General features: G+C 60.7%; 14 protein-coding genes. 5 read left to right on the forward strand and 9 right to left on the reverse strand.

Annotated features, from left to right (window positions below; translation table 11 throughout):
- The first annotated feature begins 2 nt into the window (after nucleotides 1–2).
- Both B4M48_RS12600 and flk read left to right on the forward strand, forming a co-directional pair.
- Nucleotides 3–1,511 (forward strand): tripartite tricarboxylate transporter permease, encoded by a 1,509-nt coding sequence (locus tag B4M48_RS12600; RefSeq protein ID WP_039379132.1) that lies wholly within the window; start codon nucleotides 3–5, stop codon nucleotides 1,509–1,511.
- 119 nt (nucleotides 1,512–1,630) lie between these two features.
- The gene (gene flk / locus B4M48_RS12605) at nucleotides 1,631–2,662 is read left to right on the forward strand and encodes a flagella biosynthesis regulator Flk (protein ID WP_108569494.1); all 1,032 of its coding nucleotides are present in this window, start codon (nucleotides 1,631–1,633) and stop codon (nucleotides 2,660–2,662) included.
- Between the two features lies 1 nt (nucleotide 2,663).
- On the opposite strand, the gene B4M48_RS12610 is transcribed toward flk, so the two are convergent.
- Nucleotides 2,664–3,107: a rhodanese-like domain-containing protein gene (locus B4M48_RS12610; protein WP_039379137.1), complete on the reverse strand. Its 444-nt coding sequence runs from the start codon at nucleotides 3,105–3,107 to the stop codon at nucleotides 2,664–2,666.
- A gap of 86 nt (nucleotides 3,108–3,193) precedes the next feature.
- On the opposite strand from B4M48_RS12610, the gene B4M48_RS12615 reads away from it, so the two are divergent.
- Complete coding sequence (locus B4M48_RS12615) at nucleotides 3,194–4,630, forward strand: PLP-dependent aminotransferase family protein (protein ID WP_288656843.1); 1,437 nt, start codon at nucleotides 3,194–3,196, stop codon at nucleotides 4,628–4,630.
- On the opposite strand, the gene B4M48_RS12620 is transcribed toward B4M48_RS12615, so the two are convergent.
- Together B4M48_RS12620 and fabB are read right to left on the reverse strand one after the other, a co-directional pair.
- Complete coding sequence (locus B4M48_RS12620) at nucleotides 4,593–5,765, reverse strand: arabinose transporter (protein WP_039379142.1); 1,173 nt, start codon at nucleotides 5,763–5,765, stop codon at nucleotides 4,593–4,595. The genes B4M48_RS12615 and B4M48_RS12620 overlap by 38 nt on opposite strands.
- A 175-nt stretch (nucleotides 5,766–5,940) precedes the next feature.
- Nucleotides 5,941–7,161 carry a beta-ketoacyl-ACP synthase I gene (fabB, locus tag B4M48_RS12625; protein ID WP_071668065.1) on the reverse strand — a complete coding sequence of 407 codons (1,221 nt, stop codon included), beginning with the start codon at nucleotides 7,159–7,161 and terminating at the stop codon, nucleotides 5,941–5,943.
- A gap of 156 nt (nucleotides 7,162–7,317) precedes the next feature.
- On the opposite strand from fabB, the gene mnmC reads away from it, so the two are divergent.
- Nucleotides 7,318–9,330 carry a bifunctional tRNA (5-methylaminomethyl-2-thiouridine)(34)-methyltransferase MnmD/FAD-dependent 5-carboxymethylaminomethyl-2-thiouridine(34) oxidoreductase MnmC gene (mnmC, locus tag B4M48_RS12630; protein WP_250341176.1) on the forward strand — a complete coding sequence of 671 codons (2,013 nt, stop codon included), beginning with the start codon at nucleotides 7,318–7,320 and terminating at the stop codon, nucleotides 9,328–9,330.
- A 28-nt stretch (nucleotides 9,331–9,358) separates the two neighbouring features.
- Here mnmC and B4M48_RS12635 read toward each other — a convergent pair whose 3' ends face one another.
- The 6 genes from B4M48_RS12635 to prmB form a co-directional block, all read right to left on the reverse strand.
- Complete coding sequence (locus B4M48_RS12635; RefSeq protein ID WP_039379145.1) at nucleotides 9,359–9,640, reverse strand: YfcL family protein; 282 nt, start codon at nucleotides 9,638–9,640, stop codon at nucleotides 9,359–9,361.
- Between the two features lie 30 nt (nucleotides 9,641–9,670).
- Nucleotides 9,671–10,216, reverse strand: coding sequence for an elongation factor P hydroxylase (locus B4M48_RS12640; RefSeq protein WP_071668096.1), 546 nt, complete (start codon nucleotides 10,214–10,216; stop codon nucleotides 9,671–9,673).
- Nucleotides 10,217–10,280: 64 nt separating this feature from the next.
- Entirely contained in the window at nucleotides 10,281–11,078 is a 798-nt protein-coding gene (locus tag B4M48_RS12645; protein WP_039379149.1) for a sulfite exporter TauE/SafE family protein, read from the reverse strand.
- A 70-nt stretch (nucleotides 11,079–11,148) separates the two neighbouring features.
- The gene (mepA, locus tag B4M48_RS12650; protein WP_250341232.1) at nucleotides 11,149–11,973 is read right to left on the reverse strand and encodes a penicillin-insensitive murein endopeptidase; all 825 of its coding nucleotides are present in this window, start codon (nucleotides 11,971–11,973) and stop codon (nucleotides 11,149–11,151) included.
- An 8-nt stretch (nucleotides 11,974–11,981) separates the two neighbouring features.
- Nucleotides 11,982–13,067, reverse strand: coding sequence for a chorismate synthase (gene aroC, locus B4M48_RS12655; protein WP_039379151.1), 1,086 nt, complete (start codon nucleotides 13,065–13,067; stop codon nucleotides 11,982–11,984).
- Between the two features lie 46 nt (nucleotides 13,068–13,113).
- The gene (gene prmB, locus B4M48_RS12660; protein ID WP_039379152.1) at nucleotides 13,114–14,046 is read right to left on the reverse strand and encodes a 50S ribosomal protein L3 N(5)-glutamine methyltransferase; all 933 of its coding nucleotides are present in this window, start codon (nucleotides 14,044–14,046) and stop codon (nucleotides 13,114–13,116) included.
- Between the two features lie 154 nt (nucleotides 14,047–14,200).
- Between prmB and smrB the strand changes: the two genes are divergently transcribed.
- The gene (gene smrB / locus B4M48_RS12665) at nucleotides 14,201–14,749 is read left to right on the forward strand and encodes an endonuclease SmrB (protein WP_039379153.1); all 549 of its coding nucleotides are present in this window, start codon (nucleotides 14,201–14,203) and stop codon (nucleotides 14,747–14,749) included.
- Nucleotides 14,750–14,901 lie beyond the last annotated feature (152 nt).

Raw genomic sequence — 14,901 nt, forward strand, 5'->3', positions numbered from 1 at the left:
TAATGGATACCTGGTCTTTTCTGATGCAGGGCTTCGCCGTCGCTATGACGCCGGAGAACCTGATGATCGCCCTGATCGGCTGCTTTATCGGCACCATTGTCGGCTTACTGCCGGGGCTGGGCCCGATTAACGGCGTGGCGATCCTGATGCCACTGGCGTTTGCTCTGCACCTGCCGGCTGAATCAGCGCTGATCCTGCTGGCTACTGTCTATATCGGCTGTGAATATGGCGGACGTATCTCTTCAATTCTGCTGAATGTGCCGGGTGACGCAGGTGCTATCATGACCGCACTGGATGGCTATCCGATGGCGCAGCAGGGTAAAGCGGGCGTAGCGCTCTCTATCTCCGCCGTTAGCTCGTTTGTTGGCTCCACCATCGCCATCATCGGCATCATTCTGTTTGCCCCGATTCTGGCGAACTGGTCGCTGGCATTTGGTCCGGCGGAATATTTTGCCCTGATGGTGTTTGCCATCGCCTGCCTCGGCAGCATGATGAGCCACAACCCGCTGAAATCGTTCCTGGCCGCCCTGATCGGTCTGAGCATGGCTACCGTGGGCGTCGATGCGAATACCGGTGTTTATCGTTTTACCTTCGACAGCATTCACCTTTCCGACGGCATTCAGTTTGTGGTGGTGGTGATTGGCCTGTTCTCGGTCAGCGAAATTTTGCTGATGCTGGAGTCCACCAGCGGGGGCAAGAAAGTCGCACGCGCCAGCGGCCGCATGATGTTCAATATGAAAGAAGCGGCCCAGGCAACCGGCGCCACGCTGCGCTCCTCCTTTCTGGGCTTTTTCGTTGGCGTGCTGCCGGGTGCGGGTGCCACTATCGCCAGCGCTATCGCCTATATGACGGAGAAGAAGATTAGCGGCAGTAACCAGTTCGGCAAGGGGGATATTCGCGGCGTGGCAGCACCGGAAGCAGCAAATAATGCCTCGGCGTGTGGCTCATTTATTCCGATGCTGACGCTGGGCATTCCGGGTTCCGGTACCACGGCGGTGATGGTAGGCGCGCTGACGCTTTATAACATTACGCCGGGTCCGGCGATGTTTATCGAACAGCCTGACATTGTCTGGGGCCTGATTGCCGCACTGCTGATCGGCAACGTGATGCTGCTGATCATGAATATCCCGATGATCAATATCTTTGCCCGTATGCTGACCATCCCGCTCTGGTTCCTGGTACCTGCGATCGCCGCCATTTCCGCCGTCGGCGTGTATGCGGTGCACAGCACAACCTTCGACCTGCTGCTGATGGTGGGATTAGGCATCTTTGGCTATATCCTGCGCAAGATGGATTTCCCGATGTCGCCGCTGATCCTCGGCTTTGTGCTGGGGGAAATGCTGGAGCAGAACCTGCGCCGTGCGCTCTCAATCAGTAACGGCAACCTGCCTATTCTGTGGGAGAGTCTCATCTGCAAAGTGCTGCTGGTGCTGGCGGTCGCAGTCCTGGTGGTGCCATTCGTCTGGAAACGCTGGCGTCGCAGCCGCTTCAGAGCGGCAGAGGCGGAATAAATCCGCATCTTCTCGCTTTTCTGATACCAGCCCCCGTGGATTTCCCGGGGGCTTTTGCTATCATATGCCCCTCTTTTTCCGGCGCACCCGGATCTGACTCGTTTTTCAAGGATTCCGCCATGCAACCTCTCAGCGGTCCCGGTGTGCCCGCGGGCGATCGTTCTGCGCTTACCGGTGTTTCCGGCCCGGCCCGCCCCGGCGGTCCGGCTGGCGAACAGCCTCTCTCTCCGGCGCAGCGCACCACGCTGGAACGGCTCATTGTACGCATTATGTCTCTCAGCACTCTGAAAGCGCCTGAGCTGTGGGCGGGCGTACGCCATGAAGTGGGCGTGAAGAGCGATGCTGACTTTCAGTCGCGCCATTTTCCGGCTGCCGAGCAGCACCTTAATCGTCGCCTGAGTCAGGTGCAGGACAGTCACGCCACGCGCCAGCTGCTTCAGCAGCTGCAGGATAAGCTGCCGCAGGGCAATAACCGTCAGGCGGTAAGCGACTTTATCCGCCAGCAGTTTAACCAGACGGTGCTGAGTGCGCTGAGCCAGGATCAGCTGCGTCAGGTGCTGACCATGCTGCAGAACGGCCAGATGGCGATCCCGCAGCCGCAGCAGAGCCGCAGTACCGATCGCACGCTGCTGCCGGCAGAGCAGCAGGCGCTGAACCAGCAGGTGACGCGGCTGGCGGCCACGACCGGCGAATCGCCGGTAAAACTGCTGACCGACGCGCTGAAGCTGGTGAATCTTAAAAGCGGCGATCCGGTGCCGTCGCGGCACTTCCCGCTGCTGACGCAGTATCTGCAGGTGCGCCAGACGCTGGGGCAGCACAGCGCACCCACGCTGCAGCTGCTGGAAAGCTCGCTGAAGCAGCCGCTGAATCGTGATGAACAGCAGCTGCTGCAGGATTATAGCCAGCAGCGTTTTCAGGCGACGCCGCAAACCGTGCTGACCGCCGCGCAGTGTCAGGATCTGCTGAATCAGCTTTTCAGCCGCCGGGCTGAGCGCGGTGAAACGCTGCCGCTGACGGACAGCGTGCGCCAGCCACAACCTATCTGGGCACCGTTTACAGAGATCCTGCCGCGCCCGCTGGCGCAGCGCCCGGCGCTGTCGCTGATAATCGCAGTAGCGGTGGTGCTGTTTCTGCTCTGGCTGCTGGCCTGAGTCAGCAGCCGCACCCGGCCGCAGCACCGTGCTGTGGCCACTCTCCCGCGTCGGTTCCCCACGTCAGCGGATGCCCGTCGCGCTTCCAGAAATCCAGCCCGCCAATAAGCTCCTTAACCTGAAATCCCAGCGCTGCCAGTTTTAGTGCCGCTTTGGTTGAGCCATTGCAGCCAATGCCGTCACAGTAGGTGATATAGACCTTGCTGCGATCGAGCGCCGCCGTGCTGTGTGCGCTGATGGTACGGTGAGGAAACGAATGCGCGCCGCAGATATGTCCTGCAGCATAGTGTTCAGGGCTGCGGGCATCAAAAACAACAATGGCAGCCTCGCCGCGTGCCAGATCCTCTGCCAGATCCCAGGCATCGGTGTAATAACTCAGCTTCTGCTGCAGATAGGCGTAACTCTCTTCCGCACGGGCGGCGGGATAGTGTAAGACAGCGGACATACTCTTCTCCTGTTGCGATGTGCACCCACTTTACGGCAAATTGGTCTCCGCAATGAGACCCTTTCTGTCAGAGTAATAAGACCATTATGTATCAGGAACTGGCTACGCTTTTTCAGCAGCAGGCGCAGGGTGGACGACGCGAGCGCCTCTGCCGCGCCCTGCGGCAGGCAATCGTCAGCGGCCAGCTGCGCCACGGTGAGAAGCTTCCCTCCAGCCGTCAGCTGGCCGCAGAGCTGTCAGTCGCGCGCGTAACCGCGGAAGCGGCCTACGCGCAGCTGGAAAGCGAAGGTTATCTGCAGCGCCACACCGGACGCGGTACTTTTGTCGCGATTACGCTGGCTCCGCCGCCAGATACGCCGTCAACCCGCCGGGCACCGCACTTCTCGCAGCGTGGCCTGCAGCTGCTGGCGACCGGCGGCTGTCAGGATCCGCCCTTCCCCGCCGCGTTTGCCGCCGGATCGCCCGATTTACGGGCTTTCCCGCATACGCAGTGGCGGCGCATCAGCAGCAACGTGCAGCGCCGGCTCGGCAGCCGCGTAATGGGCTACGGCGATCCGCTCGGCTACCTGCCGCTGCGCGAGGCGGTCTCGGAGTATCTGAGCCTGTCGCGCGGTATGCGCTGTCGTCCGGAACAGGTCATCATCCTGACCAGCTCGCAGCAGGCGCTGCAGCTGCTGGCGCTGCTGCTGCTGGATCCGGACGATGAAGTCTGGCTGGAGGATCCTGGCTATCCGGGGGCACGTAACGCCTTTCTTGCCGCAGGCGCGCACTGCCGGGCGATGCCGCTGGATGAAAACGGCGCGATCCCGCTCTCCGGTCGCGCCCGGCTGGTTTACCTGACGCCCGGGCATCACTATCCAACCGGTATAGCGATGAGTCTGGCACGGCGGCTGCAGTGGCTGGCGTGGGCGCAGCAGCATAACAGCTGGCTGATTGAGGACGATTACGACAGCGAATTTCATTACGGTGATCGGCCTGCTCCGGCGCTGCAGGGCATGACGCACGACAGCAGGGTCATCTCGCTGGGGACCTTTTCCAAAACCCTGTTTCCCTCCCTGCGCCTGGCGTGGATGGTGGTACCGCCGCAGCTGACTGAGCCGCTGGGCCGGGCGCGCAGCGTGCTGGATGGGCATAGCGCGCTGCTGCCGCAGGCTATCACCGCTGAATTTCTGCAGCAGGGCCATTTTGCCAGCCATTTGCGGCTGATGCGGCAGCTCTATCACTACCGGCGCGACCGGCTTCTGGAAGAGATTCATAGCCGTATGCAGCCGTGGCTGCGCCCGCTTCCGGCAAACGGTGGTCTGCAACTGGCCGTCTCGCTGCTGCAGGGCAATGAGGAAGCGCTGACACAGCGGGCAGCGGCAGCGGGTCTGCTGCTGCCGCCTCTCTCACCGCTCTGCCATACAGCTGCACCGCAGCCCGGCTGGCTGCTCGGCTTTGCAGCGCTGACGCCGGCTGAGATCGCCAGCGCCTGCGATAAGCTGGTTATGCTGCTGGCGCGCGAAGCACGCAGCACCAGGTGATAACGGAACCGGCCACGGCACAGAGCGCGCCCGCCAGATAGACGGCGCCATAGCCAGACGCCGTCGCCAGCAGTCCGGTTAGCGGGCCGCTGATCCCATAGGCGATATCCTGAAAGGCAGAGAAAGCGCCCAGGGCAGTACCGCGTATCTGCGGCGCGACGCGACGCACCACTTCAACCCCCAGCGCCGGAAAGATCAGCGAGCAGCCACAGCCAGTGAGGGCCGCCCCCGCCAGCGCCAGCCAGCCTGAGGTGGCAACGGCAAGCAGCAGCAGACCCAGCGCTTCCACCAGCAGTGACACCAGCGCGACCCGGCTCCCGCCATAGCGATCCGGCAGATGACCAAAGAGGATCCGCACCCCGGTAAAAGCGCAGCCAAAGGCGGTGAGCGCAAAGCCGGCGTGTCCCCACGCCTGAGCAGCAAAATAGAGCGAGGTAAAGGTGCCGATTACGGCGAAACCGGCGCCCTGCAGCGCCAGCACCAGCCCCGGTGAAAAAATGGCGCTGATAACGCTCCACAGCGACGGCCGCGTACCGCCGGCAACCGGCACCGCACGGATCCAGCCGTTAACCAGCAGAGCCAGCAGCGGCAGCAGCAGCGCCGCACCGCTGATAGCCAGCAGCCCGCCATGCTGATACATCAGCACTCCCAGCGGAGCGCCTGCCGCCAGCGCGCCATAAATCGCCATTCCGTTCCAGGACATGACCAGACCAGAGCGCCTGGCCCCCGCCAGCCCCAGCCCCCAGGTCAGGTTACCGGTCAGCAGCAGGCTTTCCCCTACCCCCAGCAGCAGACGCGCCACTATCAGCAGCATAAAGCGCACGCCGGGTGCGACCGGCAGCAGCACGGCGGCGGCATAGGCAGCCCCTGTCAGCGCAATCGTCAGCATACCGTAGCGGGTAGTAGCGCGTGCTCCCTGCTGATCCGCACGCCGGCCGGCAAAACCGCGCGTCAGCAGGGTGGCAATAAACTGACTGCCGGTTGCAATGCCCACCATCAGGTTACTCATGCCCAGTTCCTGATGCACATACAGCGGGATCACCGGCAGTGCCAGTCCGGCGGTCAGATAGCTGAGAAACACGGCAAACGAGGTACAGGCGAGCGGCAATACGGACGCGTTAGCGTGAGCGGTCATGTTTGCGCACTCCTTGTCAGCGACGATAGCGCAGGGAAATTACGGGAAGGTAAAACAGGAGTGTATGCAGGTCAAAGCGGGGTTGTCAAAACGGCTCAGGCTGAGCAGAGAAAGCAAGGCTGCCATAGCGACAGCCTGTGATATCCCGTCAGGGGGCGACGGGACGCGGGCAGATTTAGCCCTGATATTTACGCATGGTCAGCGTGGCGTTGGTGCCGCCAAAGCCGAAGCTGTTGGACATGACCGTGGTCAGCGCTTTTTCCGTTGGCTGCGTCACGATGTTCATCCCTGCTGCGGCCTCGTCCAGATCGTCGATGTTGATGCTCGGCGCGATAAAGCTGTGCTCCAGCATCAGCAGGGTGTAGATCGCTTCCTGCACGCCCGCTGCACCCAGGGAGTGACCGGTCATGGCTTTGGTCGCTGAAATGTACGGGGTGTTGTCACCAAACACTTCACGGATTGCGCCCAGCTCTTTCACATCGCCAACCGGCGTGGAGGTGCCATGCGTGTTCAGATAGTCGATCGGTGCATCGAGGCCCTGCATCGCCATCTTCATGCAGCGCACCGCGCCTTCACCTGACGGTGCAACCATGTCAGCGCCATCAGACGTTGCGCCATAGCCAACAATCTCAGCATAGATATGCGCACCACGTGCCAGCGCATGCTCCAGCTCTTCAACCACAACCATGCCACCGCCGCCGGCGATAACAAAACCGTCACGGTTAGCATCATAGGTGCGCGAGGCTTTCTCAGGCGCATCGTTATATTTGGTCGAAAGTGCGCCCATCGCGTCAAACTCGCAGGACATTTCCCAGGTCAGCTCTTCACCGCCACCGGCAAAGACCACATCCTGTTTGCCCAGCTGAATCTGCTCAACGGCGTTGCCGATGCAGTGTGCTGAGGTGGCACAGGCGGAGCTGATGGAGTAGTTCACGCCATGAATTTTAAACGGGGTCGCGAGGCAGGCAGATACACCTGAGGCCATGGCTTTGGTCACTACATAAGGACCCACGCCTTTCAGGCCGCGCGGACCGCGCATAGCGTCAGCACCGAACACCTGATAGCGCGGTGAACCACCGCCGGAACCGGCGATCAGCCCCACGCGCGGATTGTTCTGATACTGCTCGTCAGTCAGGCCTGAATCTTTGACCGCTTCCGCCATAGAAAGATAGGCGTAAATAGAGGCATCACTCATGAAACGCACGATTTTGCGATCGATGAGCCCGTTGGTATCCAGTTTGACGTTGCCCCACACGTGGCTGCGCATACCGGCTTCTTTCATCTCTTCAGAGAAAGTGATACCGGAACGGCCTTCACGCAGAGAAGCCAGCACTTCCTGCTGGTTATTACCAATGCTGGAAACGATACCCAGGCCAGTAATCACTGCACGTTTCATTCAATAGTCCTCATTCCACATCTTTTTGGATTGACGTGCACTCTAGCGTACAGTTGTACGCCGAACAAGTCCGATCAGCCATTTCCTTTTGTAAATTTGCGTCATGTGACGCCACTCGCTAAAATCGCGCCACTGCCTGAAAAATGAGCCTTTCCCGTGAAATTATCCCCGGTTGAACACGCGCAATTAACCTGGAACGATCAGGGTACACCTGTTTCCCGAGCGTTCGATGATGTCTACTTCTCTAACGATAATGGACTGGAAGAGACCCGCTATGTGTTTCTCGGCGGTAATCAGCTGCCGCAGCGTTTCAGCACGCATACGCGCGATCTGTTTATTGTGGCGGAGAGCGGCTTTGGCACCGGTCTGAACTTTCTCACGTTATGGCAGGCGTTCGATCAGTTTCGCGCGCAGCAGCCTGCTGCGGCGCTGCAGCGGCTGCACTTTATCAGCTGTGAAAAGTATCCGCTAACGCAGGCCGATCTCGCTGCCGCGCAGGCGCGCTGGCCGGAGCTGGCGCCGTGGGCAACGCAGCTGCAGCAGCAGTGGCCATCGGCGCTGCCCGGCTGTCAGCGGCTGCTGTTTGACGGTGGACGGGTTACGCTTGATCTCTGGTTTGGCGACATTAATACGCTGATATCAGAGTTTGATGAGAGCCTGCAGGGTCAGGTTGACGCCTGGTTCCTGGACGGCTTTGCGCCGTCTAAAAATCCGGATATGTGGACCCCGGCGCTGTTCAGCGCTCTGGCACGGCTGGCACGTGCCGGAGGAACGCTGGCGACCTTTACCGCTGCGGGTTTTGTCAGGCGTGGCCTGCAGGAAGCGGGATTTACCATCAGTAAACGTAAAGGCTTTGCGCATAAGCGCGAAATGCTGACCGGCACGCTGGCGCATGCGGTGCCGCTGCCAGCCGTGCAGCCGTGGTATGCGCGGCCTGCAGCAGCGGGCCAGGATGTCGCCATCATTGGCGGCGGCGTCGCCAGTGCGCTGCTGGCGCTGGCATTACTGCGCCGCGGCTGGCGCGTGACGCTCTACTGCGCCGATGAGGCCCCGGCACTGGGTGCATCCGGCAACCGTCAGGCAGCGCTCTACCCCTTACTGAACCAGCACGATCCCGCGCTGGCGCAGTTTTTCCCCGCCGCTTTCAGCTTCGCGCGTCGTCTTTACGATAGCCTGCCGGAGCGTGCTGAACAGAGCTGGTGCGGAGTGCTGCAGCTGGCGTGGGATGAAAAAAGCGCCGATAAGATTGCGCAGATGCTGGCCCTGGCGCTGCCGGCGGAGATCGCTTACGGCGTCTCACCGGCCGAGGCGGAGCAGCTGGCGGGCGTTGCGCTGGGTATGGGCGGCATCTGCTATCCGCGTGGCGGATGGATCTCCCCTTCCCAGCTTACCAGCAACCTGCTGGATCAGGCGCAGACGCAGGGTCTGCACCAGCACTGGCTGCACCGGGTTACGCAGCTGACGCCGCATGAAAACGGCTGGACGCTGCACTTTTCCGACCGGGCTGATGTGCAGCATCAGAATGTCGTACTGGCCAACGGGCATGCGCTGCGGACGCTGGAACAGAGCCAGGATCTGCCGGTCTACCCGGTCGCAGGCCAGGTAAGCCATGCGCCCTCATCAGCCGCGCTGGCAAACCTGCAGAGCGTGCTCTGTTACGATGGTTATCTGACACCCGTCAGCCCGACGTTTGGCACCCACTGCATCGGCGCCAGCTATCATCGCGGTGACACCGCGACCGCTTTTCGTGCCGATGATCAGCAGAGCAACCGTCAGCGTCTGATGGCGTGCCTGCCGCAGGCCGCCTGGCCGCAGCAGGTTGATCTCAGTGATAACGAGGCGCGGACTGGCGTGCGCTGCGCCACGCGCGATCATCTGCCCATGAGCGGCGGCCTGCCAGACTACGCTGCCACGCTGGCGCAGTATGCTGACCTGCCGGGACAGCGCGCCCGCGGGGAGAAGATTGCTGAAGCCCCGCACTATCACGGGCTGTTCGTGCTGGGGGCGCTGGGATCGCGCGGGCTCTGCAGCGCGCCGCTGGCAGCTGAAGTGCTGGCGGCACAAATGAGCGGTGAGCCGCAGCCGCTCGATGCCGCAACGCTGGCGGCGCTGAATCCGAACCGCTACTGGGTGCGTAAATTGCTGAAGGGAAAAAAGGCGGGGCGCTGAGAGCCGGGGCGAAAAGTCGCCCCGCGCATCAGGCGGTCTGACGTGCCTGACTAAACAGGTTATCCCACATGCCGACCACCAGCGCCTGATCGCGTGGCGAGAGTTCACCGGCGGCGATAGCATTCTGCAGGCTCCGGGAGACGACAATCTGCAGCGCTTCCGGCGTGTGTTCGCCGCTCTGCTCAATTTCCGCAACCGCCAGCGTCAGATGGCCGCGCAGATAACCGCTGGCAAACAGCTCATCATCACTGGCGTGATCGACCATATCGTCAATCAGCGCCAGAATGCGGGACTCAAATTCTACGATCATCTCTCATTCCTTTCATTTTAAGCAGGCGAATTAAAGCATTTCCGGCCACGGAAACTGCGCTGCAGTGAGCGCTGGCGTACCATAATAGCGGTTCAGCGCCGCAATAAACTGTGCCGGGCGAGCCGGGATCCCCTGCTCCAGATAGTGCATCACCTGGGCATGGACCCGGCGCTGAAACGCAATGCGATCGGGTTCACAATCGCCTTCGAGATTGTCACAGCTGACATTAAAGGGGAAGTCCGCCGCAACGCAGAATAGCCACTCCAGCGCCTGCGGTTTTACTTCAACCGCTTCAAACTGGCTCTGCGTCTGCGCATCACGCCCGTCGGGGCAGTACCAGTAGCCAAAATCAACCTGCTGCCGACGCGCGTCGCCCGCAATACACCAGTGCGAAATTTCATGCAGCGCGCTGGCGTAAAATCCATGGGCAAAAACTACGCGGTGCCAGGGTGATTCCGCATCTGCCGGAAGATAAATCGGTTCATCATCGCCTTTAATTAGACGTGTCTTAAAAGTCTCAGCAAAGCAGCCGTCGAAGATGTCGATCAGCTGCTGATAGTGGTGTTCTGTCGGCATAGTCATCTGTCAGTTAATCATCTGGCGCCATTGTCGCACCGGCGGCACGATTTGACGAGTCGGTTTATCCTGCGGCAAACCAGGCCAGTAGCTCAGCCCCGTGGCTGTCCCACAGCAGTTTGGCGCTCATGACCGCAGAAACGGTCACAACCATCGGGCGGATCAGCCGCTGGCCACGGCTCAGCACCAGCCGCGCACCCAGCCGCGCCCCGATAAATGCGCCGAGCAGCATCACTACGCCGGTTCCCCACACCAGTTTGCCGCCAAACATAAAGAACAGCAGGCTGGCGAAGTTGGAGGTGAAATTCAGCACCTTAGCATGCGCCGTCGCTTTGGCGAGATTGAAACCGCAAAGCGTGACAAAGGCGAGCGCATAGAAGGAGCCGGCTCCCGGACCGAAGAAGCCATCATAGAAGCCCACACAGCCGCCGCCCACCAGCGCAAACGCCACGCCCTGCAGACGATGCTCGCGATCCACCTCTCCCAGACGCGGCATCAGCAGGAACCAGAGTCCGATGGCGATAAGCAGCAGCGGCAGGATCTGACGCAGAATATCCGCCTGAATATGCTGGATCAGCAGCGTGCCGCCGACCGCGCCGAGAAACGTCATCGCGATGTTCAGCCGCTGGTCACGCAGGTTTACGGCGCCACGGCGGACAAAATAGAGGCTGGCGGAGAAAGAGCCGCCAACCGACTGCAGCTTGTTGGTCGCCAGCGCCTGTGCCGGTGACAGCCCGGCCGCCAGCAGCGAAGGAACGGTCAGCAGTCCACCGCCGCCGGCAATGGAGTCGATAAAAGCGGCCAGTATGGCAACAAAAAACAGTACGCCAAGGATAAGCGGGCTGACGATAAAAAGGTCCATTTCACTTCTCGCAGCAGGTAGCAGACAAGCCCGGCGCGGGGCAATAGCCGTTGCGCGCCGGGAGAGGTACTCAGAGCCGGTGGTTATCCAGCAGCGCCTGGCAGGATGGCGGCAGCGGCGGCGGGGCTTTTTTTACCGGCGGCGTGCTGCCGGGCTTTTTCGGCAGGAACCAGCTCTCAAGCTCTGCACCGCAGCCGTCGCCCGGCGGCGGTGGCGCCTGATCTTCACACTCCAGGCTGCCGGCCGGACAGCGCAGGCGCACATGCATATGCGCCCGATGCGCAAACCACGGGCGAACTTTATGCAGCCACTCGCGATCGCTGCCGGCATCGGCGCAAAGCTGTTTTTTGATCGCCGGATTCACAAAAATTCGCGCGACGTCGCTGTCTTTCGCGGCCAGCTTGATCAGGCTATCAATCTGCGGCTGCCAGTGACGGGCGATCACCTGTTTATCATCCGGCGCCACCAGATCCAGCGGCTGCGGCTTCAGCAACTGCTGTGCGCTCCAGCGGGTTTTTGGCAGCTGCAGCCAGATATCCACATCCAGTCCGGTCTGATGACTGGCGTGGCCGCTGCTGAAACGTCCACCCGCCGCCATTCCCATATCGCCAATCAGCACCTGCCCCAGATGAAGCTGACGGGTGCGGGTGCTGAGGCGCTCAATAAAGGCGATCAGATCGGGATGACCATAGTAGCGGCGCTGGTCCTGACGCATGACCTGATAGGCCGGTGCATCAAGCGGCAGCGCCTGTGCGCCAATGATACAGCCATTGGCGAAGCCGCCAATCGACTGCGGCGCCCCGGAAACCGGGTGCTGGATCTGCTGCCACGGCGTGGCGGCAACGGCGGCCGCGCTACCCAGCAGCGCGGCGAAAGTGAGCAGAGCGCGGCGCATCATCAGGCTCACCAGCGCGGTACGCTGCTGTTAACGTCAGCGTTTTGCCCGCGCTGGCGTAACAGGTGATCCATCAGCACAATCGCCATCATCGCTTCGGCAATGGGCACGGCGCGAATGCCGACGCAGGGATCGTGACGCCCTTTGGTGATCATCTCCACCTCCTCCCCCGTGCGGGTAATGGTGTTACCCGGTACGGTAATGCTGGAGGTCGGTTTCATCGCCAGGTTGGCGCTGATGGTCTGCCCGCTGCTGATGCCGCCGAGGATGCCGCCGGCGTGATTGCTCTGAAAGCCGCTGGCGCGGATTTCGTCGCGATGCTCGCTGCCGCGCTGGTTAACGACGGCAAAGCCATCGCCAATCTCTACGCCTTTAACGGCGTTGATGCTCATCAGCGCATGCGCCAGATCGGCATCGAGGCGATCGAACACCGGCTCACCGAGGCCCGGTGGCACGTTTTCCGCCATCACGGTCACTTTCGCGCCGATAGAATCGCCCTCTTTCTTCAGGGCGCGCATCAGCGTATCCAGCGCCTCCAGCTTGCTGGCGTCCGGACAGAAAAACGGATTCTCTTCAACGATGCTCCAGTCTTTCAGCTCACAGGCGACGTCGCCAATCTGCGCCAGATAGCCACGCACTACGATACCGTGCTGCTGCTGCAGATATTTTTTGGCGATGGCACCGGCGGCCACGCGCATAGCGGTTTCGCGTGCTGAGGAGCGTCCGCCTCCGCGATAATCGCGCAAACCATACTTCTGCTCATAGGTGTAATCTGCGTGGCCGGGCCGGAACAGATCTTTAATCGCGCCGTAATCCTGCGAACGCTGATCGGTGTTCTCGATTAACAGGCCGATAGAGGTGCCGGTAGTGACCCCTTCAAACACACCAGACAAAATTTTCACCTGATCCGGCTCGCGACGCTGGGTGGTATAGCGCGAGGTGCCGGGACGGCGGCGATCGAGATCGTGCTGGATATCGGCTTCAGTCAGCGGAATACCGGGCGGCACGCCGTCAACGATGCAGCCCAGCGCAAGACCGTGCGACTCGCCAAACGTAGTAACGCGAAAAAGTTGTCCAATGCTGTTTCCGGCCATGATGGCTCCTTGTTGCCATAGTGCGGGCGCTCAGGCGCGCCGCAAATTAATCTTTAAAAAAGGAGAAATGGTGCTGCGCCGCCACGATCTGATCGCGCGTCAGCATAAAGACGCCGTCGCCGCCGTTATCAAACTCCAGCCAGGTGAAAGGCACGTCAGGATATTGCTCAATCATATGCACCATGCTGTTGCCGACTTCGCAAATCAGCACGCCCTGCTCGCTGAGATAGTCAGGCGCACAGGCGAGAATGCGGCGTACCAGCTTCAGGCCATCGCTGCCAGCCGCCAGGCCAAGTTCCGGTTCATGATGATATTCGCCAGGCAGATCGCCCATATCTTCCGCATCCACGTACGGCGGGTTGGTGACGATCAGGTCATATTTTACCGGTGGCAGGTTGCGGAACAGATCGGCGCGAATCGGCGTGACGTGATGCAGCAGGCCATGCTCTTCAATGTTTTGTTCCGCCACCGCCAGCGCGTCGTGGGAGATATCGACCGCATCCACTTCCGCTTCAGGAAAGGCATAGGCGCAGGCGATAGCGATGCAGCCGCTGCCGGTACACATATCCAGAATATGCTGTGGCTGGCCGGGGATCAGACCCGCAAAGCGGTTTTCAATCAGCTCGCCAATGGGTGAGCGCGGAACCAGCACCCGTTCGTCTACGTAGAACTCATGTCCGCAGAACCAGGCTTTGTTGGTCAGGTAAGCGACCGGAATACGTTCATTCACGCGGCGGATCACCCGCTCAACGATACGGTGCCGTTCACTGGCGGTCAGGCGCGCATTGCGCATATCTTCAGGAATATCGAGCGGCAGCCACAGAGTGGGCAGAACCAGCTGGACCGCTTCGTCCCAGGGATTATCCGTGCCGTGACCGTACCAGATGCCAGCCGCTGAAAAACGGCTGACGGCCCAGCGCAACATATCCTGAATAGTGTGCAGTTCGTTTACTGCCTCATCGACGAAAATCTTGTCCACGTAGCCCTCCGCAGGCCATAAAATCAATCGGCCGATAGTTTGCCATGAAGCGGGCCAGAATTCAGCGCAGCGAGGCGAAAAAGCTGACATTTGTCAGCGCTTAGCGGTAAGGTAACAGCCCGGTAAACTGCAACGTTGAAAGAATTTTCCCGCCATGAGTAAAAAGACGCCGCTGAACGACGACGATCAGGCGCTGTTTCGTCAGTTAATGATCGGGACGCGTAAGCTGAAACAGGACACTATCGTACATAAACCTGCGGTTAAAACCCGGGAAGTCCCGCTGAAACGTCTGCTTTCCGAACAGGCTGACAACAGCCACTATTTTTCCGATGAGTTTCAGCCGCTGCTCTCCAGCGACGGGCCGGTGCGCTATGTCCGTGCTGACGTCAGCCACTATGAACTGAAGAAGCTGCGTCGCGGTGACTACACGCCGGAAATTTTTCTCGACCTGCACGGGCTGACGCAGATGCAGGCGAAGCAGGAGCTGGGCGCGCTCATCGCCGCCTGCCGCCGCGAACATATTTTTTGCGCCAGCGTCATGACCGGCCACGGAAAACATATTCTTAAACAGCAGACGCCGCTATGGCTGGCGCAGCACCCGCATGTGATGGCGTTTCACCAGGCACCTAAAATGTTCGGCGGCGACGCCGCACTGCTGGTGCTGATTGAGGTAGAAGAGTGGCAACCGCCCGAACTGCCTTAGCAGATGAGGTGGCAGGTTGCAGCAAGGCGGCAAGCAAATGAATCCCCGGGAGCTTACATCAGTAAGTGACCGGGGTGAAGGCGCGCAGCCAGTGCAGCTGCAGCCTGTACGCGCGTATTCCCCGAAATAATTCAGGTTGCAGCAAGGCGGCA

The sequence above is a fragment of the Pantoea sp. UBA6567 genome (assembly GCF_002434165.1).
Taxonomy (GTDB): Bacteria; Pseudomonadota; Gammaproteobacteria; order Enterobacterales; family Enterobacteriaceae; genus Pantoea; species Pantoea eucrina.